This window comes from Streptomyces odontotermitis (assembly GCF_050510915.1).
Lineage (GTDB): Bacteria > Actinomycetota > Actinomycetes > Streptomycetales > Streptomycetaceae > Streptomyces.
This window is the reverse complement of record NZ_JBNJLS010000013.1, coordinates 52053-71395: the sequence shown is the minus strand read 5'-3', so window position 1 is coordinate 71395 and position 19343 is coordinate 52053. Positions and strand designations below refer to the sequence as shown.

Below are 19343 nucleotides of genomic sequence, written 5' to 3'. Positions count from 1 at the left end.
CGGGCGGACGGGCAGCGAGGGGCTCAACCCTCGACCGGCGGGCGGACTCCAAGGGAGTCAGCCCTCAACCAGCAGGCAAGCTCCGAGCGACTCAGCCCCCGACCGGCAGGCAAGCTCCGAGCGACTCAGCCCCCGACCGGCAGGCAAGCTCCGAGCGACTCAGCCCTCAACCGGCTCCAGGAACCCCTGCTCGACCAGGAGGCGGATCTGCGCCGGAGTGCGCTCCCGCAGCAACGCCGGGTCCTCGCCCACGAGTTGGGCGATCGCGTCGATGATCCGGCCCGCGCTCAGCGTCCCGTCGCACACGCCCGCGAAGCCGGCGCCCACCGTGTCCACCTGCGTCGCCCGCCGCATCCCGCGGTGCTGGCGCAGCACCACGTGCTCCGGGTCCTCGGCGCCGGGCAGCCCGACCTGCTCCTGCACGACGGCGTCGGCGAGCTTGAAGTGCCCGGCGAGCAGCGCCGCGTCGTCGTGGCTCCGCAGGTAGTCCTGGCGCTCGAAGAACCCGCGCACCACCTCGCCGAGCGGCTGCTCCACGGGGTGCGGCCACTCCTCCACCGTCACGGACGGCTCGGCCGCGCCGGTCCTGCGCAGCGTGATCCACCCGAAGCCGACGGCCCGCGTCCCGCTCGCCTCGAACTCGTCCAGCCAGGCGTCATAGCGGGCCGCGTACTCGGCGGGGTCCGTGCGGTGGTCGCCCGCGTCCCGCAGCCACAGCTCCGCGTACTGCGTGATGTCCTGCACCTCGCGCTGCACGATCCACGCGTCACAGCCGCGCGGCACCCAGGACCGCACCCGGTCCTGCCACTCCTCCCCCTCCACGTGCTGCCAGTTGGCGAGGAACTGTGCGTACCCCCCGTCGTTCAACCGCTCCCCCGCCCCCTGAACGAGCAAGCGGCACAGATCGTCCCCGCTCATCCCGCCGTCGCGGTACGTGAGCCGCGCCCCCGGGGAGATCACGAAGGGCGGATTGGAGACGACCAGGTCGTACGTCTCTCCGTCCTCCACCGGCGCGAACAGCGAGCCCTCCCGGAGATCGGCCTCGGGCGCGCCCGACAGGGCGAGAGTGAGCCGGGTCATGTGCAGGGCACGGGGGTTGAGGTCGGTCGCGGTCACCCGGGTCGCGTGCCGGGCGGCGTGCAGGGCCTGGATACCGGAACCGGTACCGAGATCGAGCGCACTCGCGACGGGCGTGCGCACGGTGATCCCGGCGAGCGTCGTGGACGCCCCTCCGACCCCGAGCACGACCCCTTCGTCCCGGCTCCCGATCCCCCCGGCGCCCCCGACGGCACACCCCAGGTCGGAGACGACGAACCAGTCCTCCCCATCGGGCCCGCCGTACGGCCGCACATCCACACCGGCCCGTACGCAGCCACCGTCACCGTCGCCGTCCGCGTCCTCGCCCTCGTGCTCGTCCTCGATGAGCCACCCGCTCTCCAGGCACTCGCCCACCGGCAGGACCCCCTCCACGCGCGCGCGTGGAACGGCCTGCTGCAGCAGGAAGAGCCGGACGACCGCCGCCAGCGCCCCGTCCCCCCGAGTCGCCCGCAAGGCAGGCACGGTCTCGCTCCGCGCGAGCGCGGCATAGGCGGGGGCACCGAGCAGTTCGAGCAGACCGTCGGCGGTGAAGTCGACGGCGAGCAGCGCGTCGCGCAGGCGGGCGGCGATCTCGGGCTGGCCGGACGAGGGGAAAGAGGAGGGGCTGCTGTTACTCACGCTCCCCATTGTGACCGCTGCGAGAGACCGTCCGCTGCTGCGGCCAGTCGTGCCGCAGGCGTGACCCCGCCCGGCAGCCCGCCCGCTGTGGGCAGGCGTTCCGCACGGCGGAACGGGTGGGCACAGCCCCGGCGCCGGGCGCCTCCCGAAACAACGCCGCCCCCGTCGCCGGGAAGAGCACACCGGCGACGGGGGCGAGCAAGCAAGAGGGAGACCAACTCCCCGTAGAAGAGCGCCCTAGCTCTTGGAAGACGGCGTGGCAGACGCGCTCTTGCAGCTCTCCTGCTTGCCCATCGCCTTCCCCACGTCCCCGTCCTGCAGCTTGTCCAGCGCCTCGTTCCCGCTCTTGCTCAACTTGTCCAGCTCACCCGCGACACCCTTGAGGCCGTCGGCGAACGCGGCCTGGTCCTTGGTGTCCAGGCCGTCGACCTTCTTCTTCAAGTCCCCGTACGACTTGGAGATGTCGTTGAGCTCCTTGACCGCGTCGTCCATCTTCTTCTGGCCGCCGTCGACCGGCGGAGCACCCGCGTTCTTCACGGAGGTGCCCATCGCCTTGTAGGCGTCGGACATGTCCTGGAACGCCTTGGAGTCGGTCTTCTGGACGTCTGCCGGCGCGCTGTTGTCCGAGGTCTCCTTCTGGATCGCGGCGTTGGCGTCCGCGATCTTCTTCGACTGCGGCTGCACCTGGTCGCAGACCTTCTTGGCCCAGTCGTCGAGCTTCTTGTTGCCGTCGTCACTGCTGCATCCCGACAACGCCAGTACCAGTACCGCACCGCCGGACAGTGCGGCCGCGAGCTTCTTGTTCACCGGATTGGTCCCTTCCATGGCCTCTCGGCCCCGGAACTTACACGCCAACTGGGCGACCTTTGCACGACAGGGGTCCGGTACAACCGCTATTGCAGCCATTTGCACCAAGGAGCGACGGGGCGCGCGAGGCGAGAGAAGGCTCACGGGAGGCAAACGCAGGCGGGCGGACGGCGCCTCAAAAAGCGCCGTCCGCCCGCCTGTTGGGCTGTGCCGGGTCTTATGCGGACCCGCTCACGACACCACCGCTGGATCGGCTGACGACTTGTTGGCGACCCGGTCGGAGTCGCTTTCGTCACCCACGGCGATCCCGCGCCGCTTGGACACGTACACCGCGCCGATGATGACCGCGATGGAGAGCACCGCGATCAGCACCCGCATCCCGACGCTCGCGTTGTCCCCGTAGCTGAACTTGATGACGGCGGGCGCGATGAGCAGCGCCACCAGGTTCATCACCTTCAGCAGGGGGTTGATGGCCGGGCCCGCGGTGTCCTTGAACGGGTCGCCCACGGTGTCGCCGATGACGGTCGCGGCGTGGGCCTCGGAGCCCTTGCCGCCGTGGTGGCCGTCCTCGACGAGCTTCTTCGCGTTGTCCCACGCGCCACCGGAGTTGGCGAGGAACACCGCCATCAGCGTGCCCGTGCCGATCGCGCCCGCGAGGAACGAACCGAGCGCGCCGACGCCGAGCGAGAAGCCGACCGCGATCGGCGTGAGCACGGCGAGCAGGCCGGGGGTGGCCAGTTCGCGCAGCGCGTCCTTGGTGCAGATGTCGACGACGCGCCCGTACTCGGGCTCCTCGCTGTAGTCCATGATCCCGGGGTGCTCGCGGAACTGCCGCCGCACCTCGTAGACCACCGCTCCGGCGGACCTGGACACGGCGTTGATCGCGAGCCCCGAGAAGAGGAACACGACCGCGGCGCCGAGGACCAGGCCGACCAGGTTGTTGGGCTGCGAGATGTCCATGACGAGGTTCATGGGCGCCCCGTCGCCGAGCTTCTCGCCCACGTCCTTGGCGGCGGTGGCGATGGCGTCCCGGTACGAGCCGAAGAGCGCCGACGCGGCGAGCACGGCCGTCGCGATGGCGATGCCCTTGGTGATGGCCTTCGTCGTGTTGCCGACGGCGTCCAGGTCGGTGAGCACCTGTGCGCCCGCGCCCTCGACGTCGCCGGACATCTCGGCGATGCCCTGCGCGTTGTCGGAGACCGGCCCGAAGGTGTCCATGGCGACGATGACGCCGACCGTGGTGAGCAGGCCGGTACCGGCGAGCGCCACCGCGAACAGCGCGAGCATGATCGACGTACCGCCGAGCAGGAACGCCCCGTACACGCCGAGCCCGATCAACAGCGCGGTGTAGACGGCCGATTCGAGCCCGATGGAGATGCCCGCGAGCACGACCGTGGCAGGACCGGTCAGCGAGGTCTTGCCGATGTCCTGGACGGGACGCCGGTTGGTCTCGGTGAAGTACCCGGTGAGCTGCTGGATCAGCGCGGCCATCACGATGCCGATGGCGACGGCGACGACCGCGAGGATCCGCGGGTCGCCGTCCTTGGCCTTGATCGCCGCGTCCGTGACACCGTCCAAGTCGGCGTACGTGGACGGGAGATAGACGAAGACCGCCGCGGCCACGAGCACGAGCGAGATCACCGCGGAGATGAAGAAGCCACGGTTGATGGCGCTCATGCCGGAGCGGTCGGCCCTGCGCGGCGCCACCGCGAAGATGCCGATCATCGCCGTGACGACACCGATCGCGGGCACGATCAGCGGGAACGCGAGCCCGGAGTCACCGAACGCCGCCTTCCCGAGGATCAGGGCGGCGACGAGGGTCACCGCGTACGACTCGAAGAGGTCAGCGGCCATACCGGCGCAGTCGCCGACGTTGTCGCCCACGTTGTCGGCGATGGTCGCGGCATTGCGCGGATCGTCCTCCGGAATGCCCTGCTCGACCTTGCCGACCAGGTCGGCGCCGACGTCGGCGGCCTTGGTGAAGATGCCGCCGCCGACACGCATGAACATCGCGATCAGCGCGGCCCCGAGGCCGAAGCCTTCGAGCACCTTCGGCGCATCGGCCGCGTAGACGAGCACCACACAGGAGGCGCCCAGAAGACCGAGCCCCACCGTGAACATGCCGACGACGCCGCCCGTGCGGAAAGCGATCTTCATGGCTTTGTGCGAGACGGCGGTGAGATCCTTTTCCGGCTCACCTTCCGCGGGGGTCGCTTCCCGGGCCGCGGCCGCGACGCGGACATTGCTGCGCACGGCGAGCCACATGCCGATATAGCCGGTGGTCGCCGAGAACGCCGCACCGATCAAGAAGAAGATCGATCGTCCGGCGCGCTGATTCCAGTCGTCCGCGGGCAGCAGCATGAGCAGGAAGAACACCACGACGGCGAATACGCCGAGGGTGCGCAACTGCCGCCCCAGATAGGCTTTTGCGCCTTCCTGGACCGCCGCTGCGATCTTCTTCATGCTGTCGGTGCCCTCGCCGGCCGCGAGGACCTGGCGTACGAGCACCCAGGCGACGGCGAGCGCCGCCACCGCGACGGCCGCGATGACCATCACGATGAGGCGGTTGTCGTCGGTCAGTACTGCGGCTGCGAAGGTTGAGGGGTGGTCAAACTGTTGAGGGGTAGAAAGCCCCGCCATTCGTCCTCCTTGACGCTTGGGCTGAGCTCAAGATGTGGACGGATTGTAGGGAGCGGAACCTGATCAAAACAGTGCGCCACAAACGGAATTGGCGTGACCTTGCTACTCAGCAAATGATCGACGTCACCGATTACCCCCCGAAAGCGGTAATGCCCCAAAAGCGTTGACGAAAGATCGACGATCTAGGTCAATGCGCCGGGCAAAGTCCAAAAGCATTTTCCGGACCCCGGCCACCAGCAGAAATACCCTGCTCATCGACACGATCCACACCCGCGTCGCACGGCACAACGCTCAAGCAGGCTTACGGAGTTGGGGCCTCGTCAAGGTCCACCGGACCGCCGCACGACCGCCCCCGGCCCGCGGGAGACACCCTCACCACCGGGCGAAAACAGGTCAGTCACAGTCCGGCATCGTCCGGCATCGGCCCACCCGGGACCGGGGACTTCGGAACGCTCAGGGCACGGAAGGCGCTGCCGGACGCTCAAGGCTCGGAAGGCGCTGCCGGACACTCAAGGCAGCAGCGTCGCCGGAGTCGTCGGCCAGCTCATCCGGATCAGGCCGCCGCTCTCGCCCGCGGTGACCTCCACGTCATCCACGAGCCCGCTGATGACGGCGAGGCCCATCTCGTCCTCGCCCTCGCCCTCGGCGGCGTCCGGGTCGTCGGCGCCGCCGCCCCCGGCCCCCGGCACCCGCTCACCGGCCGTGGCACGAGGAGCCTCGTCGCCCACCTCGATGGAGAACTGCTTCTCGTCCTCGATCAGTGCGACGCGCACCGGCGCGGAGATCCCGCTGCTCTGGTGCAGTCCGACAGCGCGGGTGCAGGCTTCGCCCACCGCGAGCCGGACCTCGTCGAGGACCGCCTCGTCCACTCCGGCCCTGCGCGCGACCGCGGCCGCCACCAGGCGGGCGGTCCGGACGTGCTCGGGCAGCGCGCTGAAGCGGAGTTCAACGGTGGCCATGCATCCCCCTCGGACATACGCGCGTGCTGTCAGGGGGCCGGGCCAGCGGCCCGGTCCCCTGCTGCTGTGCCGCCCCGGGCCGAGACCCGGGGCTTCCCATCCGGTCGGCCTCAGTCAGTGGCCGCGACCGCTTCCTCGACCGAGGTGTGAATGGGGAACACCTTGGTCAGGCCAGTGATACGGAAGATCTTGAGAATGCGCTCCTGGTTGCAGACCAGGCGCAGCGAGCCCTCATGGGCACGCACCCGCTTCAGCCCACCGACCAGCACGCCGAGCCCGGTCGAGTCCAGGAAGTCCACGCCTTCCATGTCGACGACCAGGTGGAAACTGCCGTCGTTCACCAACTCGACCAACTGCTCGCGCAACTTGGGCGCGGTATATACATCGATTTCGCCACCGACCTCGACGACCGTACGATCGCCGACGGTACGGGTCGACAGGGACAGGTCCACGGATCCTCCAGCACCTTGCTATCGAGCGGTCGTCCCTCGGGACACCTCGGCCCACGCCCCCGGGACGGATCGCCAGCCGCGATGGCATTCAATCACTTACCGGCAGGCGAGCACGACGCCTTGGGACCATTGTCCATCCCGCCAGTGACACACTCGGGGTCGATGGCCAACTTTTCCCCTACCGGCGGACCCTCGGCGGACACCCCGGCACGCCCCTCTCCGAGGACCGTCCTTGACCGGCTGGCCTCGGGGCCGAGCCGTGCTGCGCGCGTCACTCATACGGAGCACTTGCCCCCGCGGGCGGCCCGGTATGCCGTCTGGCCCGACCGCATCCGCGCCGAGGTCATCGCCGCCGTACAGTCGGCCGGAATCGAGCACCCCTGGGCCCATCAGGCCCGCGCCGCCGAGCACGCCCTGGACGGGGAGTCCGTCGTCGTCGCCACCGGCACCGCGTCCGGAAAGTCCCTGGCCTATCTCACTCCGGTGCTCTCCGCCCTCCTCGACGGCTCCGAGGCCCCCAACGGCAGGGGCACCACCGCCCTGTACCTGGCCCCGACCAAGGCCCTCGCCGCCGATCAGCGCCGCGCCGTCCGCGAGCTCGCGGACCCCCTCGGCAACGCGATCCGCCCCGCGGTGTACGACGGCGACACCCCCGTCGAGGAGCGCGAGTGGGTCCGGCAGTACGCCAACTACGTCCTGACCAACCCGGACATGCTGCATCGCGGGATACTCCCGTCCCACCCGCGCTGGTCCTCCTTCCTGCGCGCCCTGCGCTACGTCGTCATCGACGAGTGCCACACCTACCGCGGCGTCTTCGGCTCGCACGTCGCCCAGGTGCTGCGCCGGCTGCGGCGCCTGTGCGCCCGCTACGGCTCCGAGCCCGTCTTCCTCCTCGCCTCCGCCACCGCCGCCGAACCGGCCGTGGCCGCCCGCCGCCTCACCGGCCTGACCGTCCACGAGGTCGCCGACGACGCCTCGCCCCGCGGCGACCTGGTCTTCGCCCTCTGGGAGCCCCCGCTCACCGAGCTCCACGGCGAGAAGGGCGCCCCCGTCCGCCGTACCGCCACCGCCGAGACCGCCGACCTCCTCACCGACCTGACCGTGCAGGGCGTGCGCTCCGTCGCCTTCGTACGGTCCCGCAGGGGCGCCGAGCTGATCTCCGTGATCGCCCAGGAGCGGCTCGCCGAGGTCGACCGCTCCCTGGCCCGCCGCGTCGCCGCCTACCGGGGCGGCTACCTCCCCGAGGAGCGCCGGGCCCTCGAGCGGGCCCTGCACTCCGGCGAGCTCCTCGGACTCGCGGCCACCACCGCCCTCGAACTCGGCGTCGACGTCTCGGGGTTGGACGCCGTCGTCATCGCGGGCTACCCCGGCACCCGGGCCTCCCTCTGGCAGCAGGCAGGCCGCGCGGGCCGCTCCGGGCAGGGCGCCCTCGCGGTCCTCGTCGCCCGCGACGACCCGCTGGACACGTATCTCGTCCACCACCCCGAGGCCCTGTTCCGGCAGCCCGTGGAGTCGACGGTCCTCGACCCGGACAACCCGTACGTCCTCGCGCCCCACCTCTGCGCCGCCGCCGCGGAACTCCCGCTGACCGAAGCCGACTTCGAGCTCTTCGGCCCGGCCGGGGCGGAACTGCTGCCCCAGCTGGAGGCCGCCAAGCTGCTGCGCCGCCGCACCACGGCGTGGCACTGGACCCGCCGGGAGCGCGCCGCCGACCTCACCGACATCCGCGGCGAGGGCGGCAAGCCCGTCCAGATCGTCGAGGAGGGCACGGGCCGCCTCCTCGGCACCGTGGACGCCTCCGCCGCGCACACCACCGTCCACGAGGGCGCGGTCCACCTGCACCAGGGCCGCACGTATCTCGTCCGCCACCTGGACCTGGAGGACTCGGTGGCGCTCGTCGAGGAGGCCGCCCCGCCCTACTCCACGACGGCCCGCGACACCACGGCCATCTCCGTCCTGGAGACCGACGTCGAAGTCCCCTGGGGCGAGGGGCGGTTGTGCTACGGCTCCGTCGAGGTCACCCATCAGGTCGTCTCCTTCCTGCGGCGCAGGCTCATCACGGGCGAGGTGCTCGGCGAGACCAAGCTGGATCTGCCGCCCCGCACCCTGCGCACCCGCGCGGTGTGGTGGACGGTCACCGAGGACCAGCTGGACGCCGCCCGCGTGAACCCGGAGATCCTCGGCGGCGCCCTGCACGCCGCCGAGCACGCCTCGATCGGCATGCTGCCGCTCTTCGCCACCTGTGACCGCTGGGACATCGGCGGCGTCTCGGTGCCCCTGCACCCGGACACCCTGCTTCCGACCGTCTTCGTGTACGACGGGCACCCCGGTGGGGCGGGCTTCGCCGAGCGCGCCTTCCACACGGCGCGGGAGTGGCTGACGGCCACCCGCCACGCCATCGCCTCCTGCGAGTGCGACGCGGGCTGCCCCTCCTGCATCCAGTCCCCCAAGTGCGGCAACGGCAACGACCCCTTGCACAAGCGCGGCGCGGTCCGCCTCCTCTCGGTCCTGCTCCGAGACGCCCCGGACGTCGAACCGGACTCTGACTCGGGCTCCGACCCGGACAAGAACCCGGACTCGGGCCCCGCCGCCCCGGGCCCTTGACGGCCCCACCTGGCCTCCCTGCCCGGCCGGTTCAGCCACGCTCGCCGCTGCCCCCCTCGGCGCCTTCGCCAGCCCCTCAGCCCCTCAGCCCCTACACCCCCACGCCCCCACGCCCCTGACCTACTCTCTGACCCCACCAGCTCCACCAGCTCCACCAGCCCCACCGTCCCCCACCGCCCCCGCAGGCCCAGCCCGCGCCCTGACCCGCGCGACGAACGGCCCGAACTCCGCCGCGGCCTCCACATCCGAGACCTCTCCCACGACCGCGCACCGCACCACACGCGTCCCCTGCGCCGCAGCCACCTGTCTCGCCCGCGCACAGGCCCCTGCACGCCCCTCCATCCAGTGGTCCGCCGCCGCGAGGGCGGCCAGGTCCGCCGCACCGCCCGCCCGGTGCCGGGCCACCACGACCTGCCCCAGCGCGAGCCCGGCGCCGCACACCACACACAGCGCGGCCATCACCACGACGACCCACACGGTCGCCGCTCCTCGATCCCCCCTCCCCCTCACGGACCCACCCCCACCGTCTCCTCGGCCAACGCCACCGCCTCGGACCTGAGCCGCAGCCCGAGCCCCAGCGCCCTGGGCCCCGGAGCGTCGGCGATGACCTCGACGCGCACCAGGTCCCCGGCCCTCCGCACCGACACCCGGGCACCGCCCGGAGCCGCCTGCCGGGCAGCCGCGACAGCCACCCCCTCCGGGTCCTGCCGAGCCATCGACCGGGCCCCCGCCCTGGCCGCGTCCACGCACTGGATCTGCGCGGCCGCGGCCAACAGGGCCCAGACCAGGGCCATCGCGAACAGCACCAGCGTGGGCAGCACCACGGCCGCCTCAGCCGTCACGAACCCACCGTCACCGTGCCTGTCCCGCTGCTCGCCAGCACCGGACCGAGAAGCGCACTCAGGGTCGACCTCGAGGCCGAACTCGGAGCCGGCCTCAGAACTGAACATCGAGCGCCTTCTCCACCACCGCCTGCAGCGCAGCCCGCACCTGCCCACTCGTCACCACCTTGTAGAGCAGCCCGGCGAACCCCACCGCGGCGATCAGCCCCATCGCGTACTCCGAGGTCACCATCCCCGCCTCTCGCCCCCACGCACGAACCATCCGGCGCCACACCGCTCGCACCCACCTGTTTCCCCGCATCCCGATCCCCCAGATTCCCGGCCGAGTTGTCTCAGCCACCCGTCATGCCACCCAGCACTCCGCCGGCCAGCCCGATCACCACCGGCAACACCCCGACCGCGATGAACGCGGGCAGGAAGCACAGCCCCACAGGAGCCGTCATCAGCACCGCCGCCCGGCGCGCACCGGCCGTCGCCGCTCGCCCCCGCTCGGCCCGGCAGTCCGCGGCGAGCCGCGCCACCGGCCCCGCCGCGGGTGCCCCCGAGGCACCCGCCCGCTCCAGATGGCGGGCGAGCGGCCCGGCGCCCGGTATCTCGCCCAACCACCGCCACGCCTCGGCCGGTTCACCCCCAAGCCGGACCTCCGCCGCGCCCCGGGCGAGCCGGTCCCCCACCGGCCCCTCAAGCGACTCCCCCACGGCCTGCGCAGCGACGACCGGCCCCGCCCCCGCCGCCACGCACGCGGCCAGCAGGTCAGCCGCCAGCGGCAGTTGCCGCCCCGCATCGGCGGCGTCGAACCCGGCCTCCGGATCCCGGCCCCGCCCACGCCGCAGCCACCACGCCCCGACTCCCGCGACCACTCCCACAAGCACCCCGGCACCACCGCCGACCAGCACGTATCCAGCGCACCCCACCCCGGCCACAACGGCCGGACCCCGCATCCCCGCCGACCGAACCAGCCGCCCCAGCACCGGCCTCAGCCCCGAACCCGAACCCGACCGCCATCGCCGCACCGGAGATCTCACGACCCCGAGCACCACCGCACCCCGCCGCCGCAGCACCCGTTCGCGCCGCGCGGCCGTCACCGTCAGGACCAGCCACAGTGCGGCCGTCACACCCCACACGAGCAACCCCACCCTGTGGACAACACTCATCGCTCCTCCGCTCCCCGCATGATCCGCACCGCCCACCACACGCCGACCCCCTCAAGTGCCGCGCCCACGGCCAGACAACCGAGCCCCGCGCCCGTGTGCAGCAGCACCCGCAGGGGATCCGCGCCCAGGGCCGTGCCCATCAGGAGGCCCATCACGGGCAGCCCCGCGAGCAGCACCGCCGTCGAGCGCGCGCCCGCCAACTGGGCCCGGAAGTCCGACCGTTGATCGCGCTCCGTCCGCAGTACCTCCTCCAACCGCTCAAGTCCCGCCGCGAGTCCGGCGCCCCGGTCCACCGCGACCCGCCAGCACGCGGCGAGCCCCAACAGCCCCTCCGCGCCCGGCTCCCGCCCCGCCGCACGCAGCGCCCCCGGCACATCCCCGCCGAACCGCGCCGCCGCCAGGACCGCGCCCCGCGCCGCCCCGAACCCGTCCCCCGCGACGTCGCACAGCGCCTCTCCCGGCTGTCTCCCGGCGCGCACCTCGCCCGCGAGCGCCCCGCACACCGCGATCACCTGGTCGGCCCGCCGCTCCCGCTCCCGGCGCACCCATCCGGCCTTCCGCGCCCGCCCGACAACCGGTGTCCCCAGCACACCCACGGCCAGCGGCACCAAGGACTCCCCCAGGAACGCGACCACCAACCCGCCGATCGCACACCACAGTTCAGGCCGCAACCGATCCCGGACGACCGCGAGCCCCCTACGCCACCGCGCCCCGACCGCCGCCGGGCCGGGCACCACGACCCCGGCCAACCCCCGCGCCCGCCGCAACACCCCGTCCCGGCCGCCCACCGTCAGCCAGGCTGCGGCCCCCGCACACAGCACCGCCGCACCGACCACCGCACTCACAGCCCCTCCCCCGACTCCTCGAACTCCCCGGACTCCCCGGACTCCCCGAGCAAGGAGCTCAGCCGCTCCCAGCCCCGCTCACGGACGAACGCCTCCGCTCCCCACCGCAGCGCCGGAACCGTCACCACGAGCCCGGAGTCCTCCCGCTCCAGCACGTGCACCTCGGCGATGCGACGCCGCCCGGCCCGGTCCCGTACGAGATGGAGCACCACCGACAGGGCGGCCGCCACCTGGCTGTGCAGGGCCGCCCGGTCGAGCCCGGCCGCCATGCCGAGGGCTTCGAGACGGGCCGGGACGTCCGAGGCCGCGTTCGCGTGCAGCGTGCCGCAACCGCCCTCGTGGCCCGTGTTCAGAGCGGCCAGCAGATGGACGACCTCCGTGCCCCGCACCTCGCCGACGACCAGGCGGTCGGGGCGCATCCGCAGCGCCTGCCGCACGAGGTCGTCCAGACCGACCAGACCGGCGCCTTCCTGATTCGCCGGCCGGCCCTCCAGCCGTACGACATGGGGGTGATCGGGCCTCAACTCGGCGGAATCCTCGGCGAGTACGATCCGCTCCCCGCGTCCGACGAGACCGAGGAGGGCACTCAAGAGCGTCGTCTTGCCCGAGCCCGTCCCTCCGCTGATCAGGAAGGACAGCCTGGCGTCGAGGAGCGCCCGCAGCATCCGGTCGCCGCCGGGGGGCACCGTCCCCGCATCGACCAGCTCCGCGAGGGTGAAGGCCCGCGGCCGGACCACCCGCAGCGAGAGGCACGTCGAGCCGACGGCCACCGGGGACAGCACCGCGTGCAGCCGCGTCCCGTCAGGGAGCCGGGCGTCCACCCAGGGGCGGGCGTCGTCCAGGCGCCGCCCCGCCACGGCAGCGAGGCGCTGGGCGAGCCTGCGCACCGCTGTCACGTCCGGGAAGGACACCTGGGTCAGCTCCAGTCCGCCGCCGCGGTCCACCCACACCCTGTCCGGCGCAGAGACCAGCACATCGGTCACGGACGGATCCGCGAGGAGCGGCTCCAGCGGGCCCGCGCCCACCAGCTCCGAGCGCAACTGCGCGGCGACACCGAGGACTTCGGCGTCCCCGAGGACGCCGCCCTGGGCCCGCAGCGCCTCCGCCACGCGCGCGGGGGTCGGCTCGATGCCCTTCTCCGCGAGCCACTGCCGCACGCCGTCCAGCAGGCGCGCCCCGACGACCGCGCTCATACGCCCCCTCCAGCGCTCTCCGCGACGGCCGCCCGCTCCCAGAAGGCGGCGCCGAACCGGGCCAGCGGCCCGCGCGCGTCACCCCCGGGCGGAACCCCTGCGGCCTGCGCCTCCAACAGCCCTGGCTCCGTGGGCACTTCGCCCACCAGGGGAAGGTCGAGCAGCCGCGCCACCTCCTCGGCGTCGAGCCCGCCGAGTCCCGTGCCGCCCGCGGTCACGACGCGTAGGTCCCGCAGCACCATCCCGACGGACTCCGCCACCCGGCGCGCCCCCGCCACCGCGCGCAGCTCCGACGGCACCACAAGCAGCCCCAGGTCCAGCTGCGCCAGCGCCTCGGCCACGCCCTCGTCCACCCGGCGCGGCAGGTCCACGACGACCACGCCACCGCGCCGCCGGGCCGCCGCGAGGACCGCCCGCATGGCCTCCGGGGGAATGGCGACCGCGTCCCCGCGGTCCCAGCTCAGCACCCGCAGCGCGTGCAGCTCAGGCAGCGACTCCTCCAGGGCGCCGCCGCCGACCCGGCCCCGCGACTGCGCGAACGCGGGCCAGCGCAGCCCGTCCGCCGTCTCGCCGCCGAGGAGGACGTCGAGGCCGCCGCCCAGCGGGTCGCCGTCGACGAGCATCGTGCGCCGCCCCGCCCGCGCCGCCGTGACGGCCAGCGCGCACGCCAGCGTGGAGGTCCCGGCCCCGCCGCAGCCGCCGATCACCCCCACCGTGAGCGCGGGACGGCCCGCGCCCTCGGCGACATCGGCGATGCGGTCCACCAGCCACCGCTCACCGTCGGGCAGGAGCAGCACGTCGTCGGCGCCGATCTCCACCGCGCGCCGCCACACCCCCGGATCGTCCTGGTCGCGCCCCACGAGCACGACCCCGCGCCGCCGCGGAGCCGACCGCACCCGGGCGGCCGCGTCGTCCCCGACCAGCACGAGCGGTGCCGTCTCCCAGCCGCCTCTGCGCTCGGGCGGCCCGTGGTGCACCTCCGGCCGCGCCCCCGCCGCGGCGCACAGCCTCAGCAGATCGTCGAGGAGATCCACGTCCTCCGTGACGATCAGTGGCCCGCCCTGCCGCTCCTGCCCCGGCGGCGGCCCGTCCTCCGTGATGACCCCAGCCACGATCCCCAGCCCCCTTCTCGCCGCGAGCCACTGTGACTCCTCGGCGAATGCCGCTTGCCCACGCCTCATCGCGCGTCACGAAGAACCGGCCAATGGAAACCGGCCATGAACTTCGCGGACTGGAATCAGCGTGGAGCGATCCCGGATTACGTGTGGATCTTGGTCAATAACTGTGGACATCGCAGTGGCTGTGAATATCCCCTTCACCCATACCAGTGACATCAAGGCGACTTCCACAGAGCAGCCCTACGACTACACACAGTGACGGATCTTGATGTGCCTTGCCCGGGGTCGAAGCGGGCGGCCGAGCGGCCAAGGGGTCGGGAAGAACCGGAGAAAACCCATCCGGACATGCGACGACCCCCGCCGGGGGGGAGAGCGGGGGTCGTCCCCACGGTCCGACTCGGGGGGGGAGGAGCCAGACCGGGTTAGCACGGTCGCGAACGATCCGTGACTTCCATGGTGTACCCGAGAGCCTTCTCAGGCAAACCCACGCGCCCCAGCTTACGCCGAATGGTGGGCCCCTATGCTCGAGCTCGTGGAAAACCACTCGTTGCCCCGCACAGCGGCCTTCTTTGACCTGGACAAGACGGTCATTGCGAAGTCGAGCACGCTCACCTTCAGCAAGTCGTTCTACCAAGGTGGCCTGATCAACCGCCGGGCCGTACTGCGGACCGCGTACGCGCAGTTCGTCTTCCTCGCGGGCGGAGCCGACCACGACCAGATCGAGCGGATGCGCGAGTACCTCTCGGCGCTCTGCCGCGGCTGGAACGTCCAGCAGGTCAGAGAGATCGTCGCCGAGACGCTGCACGACATCATCGATCCCCTCATCTACGACGAGGCCGCGTCCCTCATCGAGGAGCACCACACCGCGGGCCGCGACGTCGTCATCGTCTCCACCTCGGGCGCCGAGGTGGTCGAGCCGATCGGTGAACTCCTGGGCGCGGACCGGGTGGTGGCGACCCGCATGGTCGTCGGCGACGACGGGTGCTTCACGGGCGAGGTGGAGTACTACGCCTATGGGCCCACCAAGGCGGAGGCCATCAGGGAGCTCGCGGAGTCCGAGGGATACGACCTCGAGCGCTGCTACGCCTACAGCGACTCGGCGACCGACGTACCGATGCTGGAGACCGTCGGGCACCCCTACGCCGTCAACCCCGACCGTGCGCTGCGCCGTGAGGCCCTTGCGCGGGAGTGGCCGATTCTCGACTTCCACCGACCGGTCCGGCTGAAGCAGCGGCTGCCCGCGCTCTCCGTACCGGCCCGTCCCGCGCTCGTCGCGGTGGCCGCCGTCGGGGCCGCCGCGGCCACCGCGGGGCTCGTCTGGTTCGCGAGCCGGCGCAGGGCTGCGGCCGGCTGATCCGCCCTACGGGCGGCCCGAGAGCAGCCGCCGCACGCGGGCCCTTGCCGGGGCGGCCGAAACAGGTGCCCGATTCACCCTTGTTTGAACCTAAAAGTAAAGAAGTGCAGCCAGGACTTCCGCTCACTCCCGGACAGGAGTACAAAGGAGTCAACGGCCCGCGAGACCAAGGACATCCGAGAGGATCACCTTTAAACGCAAACAAGGCCCCACGGACCGAAGCATGAACATCGAGCACCCACGCGACGTCGACCCGTCGATTACGGGCCAGCCGCACCAGGTGACGGGCGAAGTACCCGACCTGATGGGCAACACTTCGAGGACGCTTGGTAACCCGGTGAACATGCCAGCGGCGGTACGGAACTCCGTACCGCCGCAACCCTGTTCAGGGACTTCTCAGGCCGCGCCGCGCTGCAGCGCCTCGCAGACCGCCGTCGACTCCCGCACCCCCAGCTCGACCGCCCGGCCGCAGTGGGCGATCCAGGCGGCCATGCCCTCCGGAGTGCCGGACGCATAGCCGTCGAGCGCCGCCACATAGGCCGCCCGGCCGAGCTCCGCGTGGCCCGCCTCCGCCGGACAGACGGACTTCGGGTCGAGGCCGCTGCCCACCAGGACGATGCGCTCGGCGGCACGCGCCACGAGGCCGTTGCACGAGCCGAAGGGGCGCAGGCTGAGCAGCTCGCCGTGGACCACGGCGGCCGTGACCAGGGCCGGCGCCTCACTGCCCGCGATGATCAGCTGCGAGAGGCCCTCGAGCCGGCCCGCCACCTCGTCCGCGTCCGGCACCGGCGGCTCCACCAGCGGCTCGTCGACCGGCTCGCCCGCCAGGCGCGGACGGCCCGCGGAGGCGTCGGCCTCGGCCGCGGCGACCAGGTGCAGGCGCGCGAGGACGCGCAGCGGCGACTGCCGCCAGATGGACAGGAGTTGACCCGCCTCGGCGGTCAGGCGCAGGGCGGCGCCGAGCGTGCGCGCCTCGCCGTCGCCGCTGAAGTCGCTGCGCCTGCGCACCTCTTCGAGGGCCCAGTCGGCCCCCGAGAGCGCGGCGGAACCACGGGCTCCGCGCAGTGCGGCCTCGGAGGTGATCTCGTTGCTGCGACGGCGCATGATCCGGTGCCCGTAGACCCGGTCCACGGCCTTGCGCACGGAGTCCACGGAGTCGGCCGCGCCGGGCAGGGCCCCCAGGGCGGCGAGGGGATCGGTCGTACTCATGAGTACGACCCTACGCACCCAAGTCCGCCGCCCCACTAAGGAGTGGTCTTCTTCACGCGGCCCGGACACCCATGGTGAGGCACCCGCTACTCTAAGTGGCTATGAAAATCGCTTTCGTAGGGAAGGGCGGCAGCGGCAAGACCACGCTGTCCTCGCTCTTCGTCCGCCACCTCGCCGCCACCGGAGCCCCGGTCATCGCGGTGGACGCCGACATCAACCAACACCTGGGCGCCGCGCTCGGGCTCGACGAGGCGGACGCCGTCGAGCTGCCCGCCATGGGGGCGCGGCTGCCCCTGATCAAGGACTATCTGCGGGGCTCCAACCCGCGGATCACCTCCGCCGACACGATGATCAAGACGACGCCGCCCGGCGAGGGCTCCCGGCTGCTGCGGGTGCGCGAGGACAACCCGGTGTACGACGCGTGCGCCCGGCCCGTCGAACTCGACGGCGGCGCCGTGCGGTTGATGGTCACCGGACCCTTCACCGAGGCCGACCTCGGGGTGGCCTGCTACCACTCGAAGACGGGTGCGGTGGAGCTGTGCCTGAACCACCTGGTCGACGGGCGGGACGAGTACGCCGTGGTCGACATGACCGCGGGCTCGGACTCCTTCGCCTCCGGGATGTTCACCCGCTTCGACATGACCTTCCTGGTGGCCGAGCCGACCCGCAAGGGCGTCTCCGTCTACCGCCAGTACAAGGAGTACGCACGGGACTTCGGCGTCTCCTTGAAGGTCGTCGGCAACAAGGTGCAGGGCCAGGACGACCTGGACTTCCTGCGCGAGGAGGTCGGTGACGACCTCCTGGTGACGGTCGGGCACTCGGACTGGGTGCGTGCCATGGAGAAGGGCCGCCCGCCCGCCTTCGAGCTCCTGGAGGACGCCAACCGCCGTTCCCTGCAGGCCCTTCAGGACGCCGCGGACGCCTCGTACGAGAGCCGTGACTGGGAGCGCTACACGCGCCAGATGGTCCACTTCCACCTGAAGAACGCGCAGAGCTGGGGCAACGAACGCACCGGGGCCGACCTGACGGCTCAGGTCGACCCCGGCTTCGTGCTGCGCGAGCGCGTCGGCGCTACGGCTTGACCGCCGGGGCTCCCGGCACGCCCTTGGGAGCCGGGGCGGCCTTGCCCGAGAGGTAGGCCGCCCAGCCCTCCTTGGGGGCCTTGCCGACCCCGAGCCCGGCGAGCTTGTCCAGGGCCTTGGGGTCCTGGGCGTCCAGCCAGTCGGCGAGCTGGCGGAACGAGACGCAGCGGACCTCCGGCTTGTTGCAGACGGTCTGGACGGTCTCCTCGACGGCGCGCATGTACGTGCCGCCGTTCCACGACTCGAAGTGGTTGCCGATGATCAGCGGGGCGCGGTTGCCCTTGTAGGCGCGGTCGAAGCCCTGGATGAGGCTGTCGCGCATCTGGTCGCCCCAGAACTCCTGCTTGTCCGGGTCGCCCTGGGTGGCCGAACCCGACTGGTTCACCATGTAGTTGTAGTCCATGGTGAGTTGCTCATAGGAGTGGCCGGGGAACGGAACCAGCTGCATGGAGAGGTCCCACAGGCCCTCCTTCTTCTTGGGCCACAGCTGGTTGTTGACGCCGCTGGTGTCGTAGCGGAAGCCCATGTCGCGGGCCGCGCGCATGAAGTTCTTCTGCCCCTCCAGGCACGGGGTGCGGGCGCCGACCAGCTCCTTGTCGTAGTCGAAGGGCAGCGGGCTCGCCTTCTTCATGCCCGTGTTGGACTTCCACGCCTTCACAAAGGACTTGGCCTGGTTGATCTCGCTCTTCCAGTCGTCGACGGACCACTCGCCGACGCCGCCGCCCTTGCCGCAGAAGTGGCCGTTGAAGTGGGTGCCGATCTCATTGCCCTCGAGCCAGGCGCCGCGGAGCTGGTCCACGGTGTCCTTGATGCCCTTGCGGTCATTGAAGCCGATGTCCGAGCGGCCCGCCGAGTGCTGGGGCGGGCGGTACTGGTTCTTCTTCGCCTCGGGGAGCATGTACACGCCGCTGAGGAAGTACGTCATGGTGGCGTTGTTGGCCTTGGCCACCTTGCGGAAGTGGGAGAACAGCTTCTGGCTGTCCTCACCCGCGCCGTCCCAGGAGAACACCACGAACTGCGGCGGCTTCTGCCCCGGTCTCATCCGCTCGGGTCTGGGCAGGTGCGGCTGAGTTCCGGTGAACGCGGTGGAGCCGTCGCCGATCAGGCGGACCGCGCTCTTGGGGGCCGAGGCGCCGGCCGCCTTCTTCGCGCCAGGGGCGCCTTCCTTGGTGCCGTGCTGACCACTCTCGCCGCTCGCGCAGCCGGCCAGTGCCATGACACAGGCCGCGAGGGCGGCGAGGCTCGCGGCGATCCTCCTGGTGGCGGCCATCTTCCGCCCACCTCTCTCCGTGCAAATAGGGACAGATAGGCACAAAAACTCGCACGGAGGCATGGGAGGACGGGTACGACAAGCCGACGACCCTTCTT

The 19343-nt window shown here is 71.8% G+C and carries 17 protein-coding genes; 3 read left to right on the top strand and 14 right to left on the bottom strand.

Translation table 11 applies throughout. The annotated features are described in order from the left end of the window. Positions 1 to 159: 159 nt before the first annotated feature. From ACQB60_RS30075 to bldG, 5 genes are all read right to left on the bottom strand, one after another. A complete protein-coding gene (locus tag ACQB60_RS30075) occupies positions 160 to 1725 on the bottom strand; it encodes a DUF7059 domain-containing protein (protein WP_496929249.1) in 1566 nt (521 codons plus the stop codon). Between the two features lie 228 nt (positions 1726 to 1953). Continuing rightward, on the bottom strand, positions 1954 to 2541 hold the full coding sequence (locus tag ACQB60_RS30070; RefSeq protein ID WP_496929248.1) for a small secreted protein: 588 nt from the start codon (positions 2539 to 2541) through the stop codon (positions 1954 to 1956). A 213-nt stretch (positions 2542 to 2754) separates the two neighbouring features. After that, the gene (locus tag ACQB60_RS30065; protein WP_496929247.1) at positions 2755 to 5163 is read right to left on the bottom strand and encodes a sodium-translocating pyrophosphatase; all 2409 of its coding nucleotides are present in this window, start codon (positions 5161 to 5163) and stop codon (positions 2755 to 2757) included. A 509-nt stretch (positions 5164 to 5672) separates the two neighbouring features. Then, entirely contained in the window at positions 5673 to 6122 is a 450-nt protein-coding gene (locus tag ACQB60_RS30060) for an ATP-binding protein (protein ID WP_496929246.1), read from the bottom strand. Between the two features lie 110 nt (positions 6123 to 6232). Then, positions 6233 to 6574, bottom strand: coding sequence for an anti-sigma factor antagonist BldG (gene bldG / locus ACQB60_RS30055; RefSeq protein WP_003975386.1), 342 nt, complete (start codon positions 6572 to 6574; stop codon positions 6233 to 6235). 81 nt (positions 6575 to 6655) lie between these two features. On the opposite strand from bldG, the gene ACQB60_RS30050 reads away from it, so the two are divergent. Further along, a complete protein-coding gene (locus ACQB60_RS30050; protein WP_496929245.1) occupies positions 6656 to 9178 on the top strand; it encodes a DEAD/DEAH box helicase in 2523 nt (840 codons plus the stop codon). A gap of 120 nt (positions 9179 to 9298) precedes the next feature. Here ACQB60_RS30050 and ACQB60_RS30045 read toward each other — a convergent pair whose 3' ends face one another. From ACQB60_RS30045 to ssd, 7 genes are all read right to left on the bottom strand, one after another. After that, positions 9299 to 9688 carry an Rv3654c family TadE-like protein gene (locus ACQB60_RS30045; protein WP_496929244.1) on the bottom strand — a complete coding sequence of 130 codons (390 nt, stop codon included), beginning with the start codon at positions 9686 to 9688 and terminating at the stop codon, positions 9299 to 9301. Further along, positions 9685 to 10128, bottom strand: coding sequence for a TadE family type IV pilus minor pilin (locus tag ACQB60_RS30040; RefSeq protein WP_496929243.1), 444 nt, complete (start codon positions 10126 to 10128; stop codon positions 9685 to 9687). Before ACQB60_RS30040 ends, ACQB60_RS30045 begins: the two co-directional genes overlap by 4 nt. Then, entirely contained in the window at positions 10115 to 10282 is a 168-nt protein-coding gene (locus ACQB60_RS30035; protein ID WP_496929242.1) for a DUF4244 domain-containing protein, read from the bottom strand. The genes ACQB60_RS30040 and ACQB60_RS30035 overlap by 14 nt, the downstream gene beginning before the upstream one ends. A 70-nt stretch (positions 10283 to 10352) precedes the next feature. Beyond that, positions 10353 to 11174, bottom strand: coding sequence for a type II secretion system F family protein (locus tag ACQB60_RS30030; RefSeq protein WP_496929241.1), 822 nt, complete (start codon positions 11172 to 11174; stop codon positions 10353 to 10355). Continuing rightward, entirely contained in the window at positions 11171 to 12019 is an 849-nt protein-coding gene (locus ACQB60_RS30025) for a type II secretion system F family protein (protein WP_496929240.1), read from the bottom strand. The genes ACQB60_RS30030 and ACQB60_RS30025 overlap by 4 nt, the downstream gene beginning before the upstream one ends. After that, a complete protein-coding gene (locus ACQB60_RS30020; protein WP_496929239.1) occupies positions 12016 to 13212 on the bottom strand; it encodes a TadA family conjugal transfer-associated ATPase in 1197 nt (398 codons plus the stop codon). The genes ACQB60_RS30025 and ACQB60_RS30020 overlap by 4 nt, the downstream gene beginning before the upstream one ends. Continuing rightward, positions 13209 to 14324: a septum site-determining protein Ssd gene (gene ssd, locus ACQB60_RS30015; RefSeq protein WP_496929238.1), complete on the bottom strand. Its 1116-nt coding sequence runs from the start codon at positions 14322 to 14324 to the stop codon at positions 13209 to 13211. Before ssd ends, ACQB60_RS30020 begins: the two co-directional genes overlap by 4 nt. 526 nt (positions 14325 to 14850) lie before the next feature. Between ssd and ACQB60_RS30010 the strand changes: the two genes are divergently transcribed. Continuing rightward, entirely contained in the window at positions 14851 to 15684 is an 834-nt protein-coding gene (locus ACQB60_RS30010; RefSeq protein ID WP_496929237.1) for an HAD family hydrolase, read from the top strand. Positions 15685 to 16080: 396 nt separating this feature from the next. Here ACQB60_RS30010 and ACQB60_RS30005 read toward each other — a convergent pair whose 3' ends face one another. After that, positions 16081 to 16893, bottom strand: a complete 813-nt coding sequence (locus ACQB60_RS30005; RefSeq protein WP_496929236.1) for a Fic family protein — start codon at positions 16891 to 16893, stop codon at positions 16081 to 16083. Positions 16894 to 16994: 101 nt separating this feature from the next. On the opposite strand from ACQB60_RS30005, the gene ACQB60_RS30000 reads away from it, so the two are divergent. Continuing rightward, entirely contained in the window at positions 16995 to 17975 is a 981-nt protein-coding gene (locus tag ACQB60_RS30000; protein WP_496929235.1) for an ATP-binding protein, read from the top strand. On the opposite strand, the gene ACQB60_RS29995 is transcribed toward ACQB60_RS30000, so the two are convergent. Continuing rightward, positions 17965 to 19245 carry a polysaccharide deacetylase family protein gene (locus ACQB60_RS29995; protein ID WP_496929234.1) on the bottom strand — a complete coding sequence of 427 codons (1281 nt, stop codon included), beginning with the start codon at positions 19243 to 19245 and terminating at the stop codon, positions 17965 to 17967. The two genes, ACQB60_RS30000 and ACQB60_RS29995, sit on opposite strands and share 11 nt — an antisense overlap. Positions 19246 to 19343 lie beyond the last annotated feature (98 nt).

Excerpts from the sequence above, each read along its gene's own strand:
- ACQB60_RS30075 (WP_496929249.1), bottom strand. The coding sequence starts at position 1,725 with ATGGGGAGCGTGAGTAACAGCAGCCCCTCCTCTTTCCCCTCGTCCGGC.
- ACQB60_RS30070 (WP_496929248.1), bottom strand. The coding sequence starts at position 2,541 with ATGGAAGGGACCAATCCGGTGAACAAGAAGCTCGCGGCCGCACTGTCC.
- ACQB60_RS30065 (WP_496929247.1), bottom strand. The coding sequence starts at position 5,163 with ATGGCGGGGCTTTCTACCCCTCAACAGTTTGACCACCCCTCAACCTTC.
- ACQB60_RS30060 (WP_496929246.1), bottom strand. The coding sequence starts at position 6,122 with ATGGCCACCGTTGAACTCCGCTTCAGCGCGCTGCCCGAGCACGTCCGG.
- ACQB60_RS30050 (WP_496929245.1), top strand. The coding sequence starts at position 6,656 with ATGGCATTCAATCACTTACCGGCAGGCGAGCACGACGCCTTGGGACCA.
- ACQB60_RS30040 (WP_496929243.1), bottom strand. The coding sequence starts at position 10,128 with ATGTTCAGTTCTGAGGCCGGCTCCGAGTTCGGCCTCGAGGTCGACCCT.
- ACQB60_RS30035 (WP_496929242.1), bottom strand. The coding sequence starts at position 10,282 with ATGGTTCGTGCGTGGGGGCGAGAGGCGGGGATGGTGACCTCGGAGTAC.
- ACQB60_RS30030 (WP_496929241.1), bottom strand. The coding sequence starts at position 11,174 with ATGAGTGTTGTCCACAGGGTGGGGTTGCTCGTGTGGGGTGTGACGGCC.
- ACQB60_RS30020 (WP_496929239.1), bottom strand. The coding sequence starts at position 13,212 with ATGAGCGCGGTCGTCGGGGCGCGCCTGCTGGACGGCGTGCGGCAGTGG.
- ACQB60_RS30010 (WP_496929237.1), top strand. The coding sequence starts at position 14,851 with ATGCTCGAGCTCGTGGAAAACCACTCGTTGCCCCGCACAGCGGCCTTC.
- ACQB60_RS30005 (WP_496929236.1), bottom strand. The coding sequence starts at position 16,893 with ATGAGTACGACCGATCCCCTCGCCGCCCTGGGGGCCCTGCCCGGCGCG.
- ACQB60_RS30000 (WP_496929235.1), top strand. The coding sequence starts at position 16,995 with ATGAAAATCGCTTTCGTAGGGAAGGGCGGCAGCGGCAAGACCACGCTG.
- ACQB60_RS29995 (WP_496929234.1), bottom strand. The coding sequence starts at position 19,245 with ATGGCCGCCACCAGGAGGATCGCCGCGAGCCTCGCCGCCCTCGCGGCC.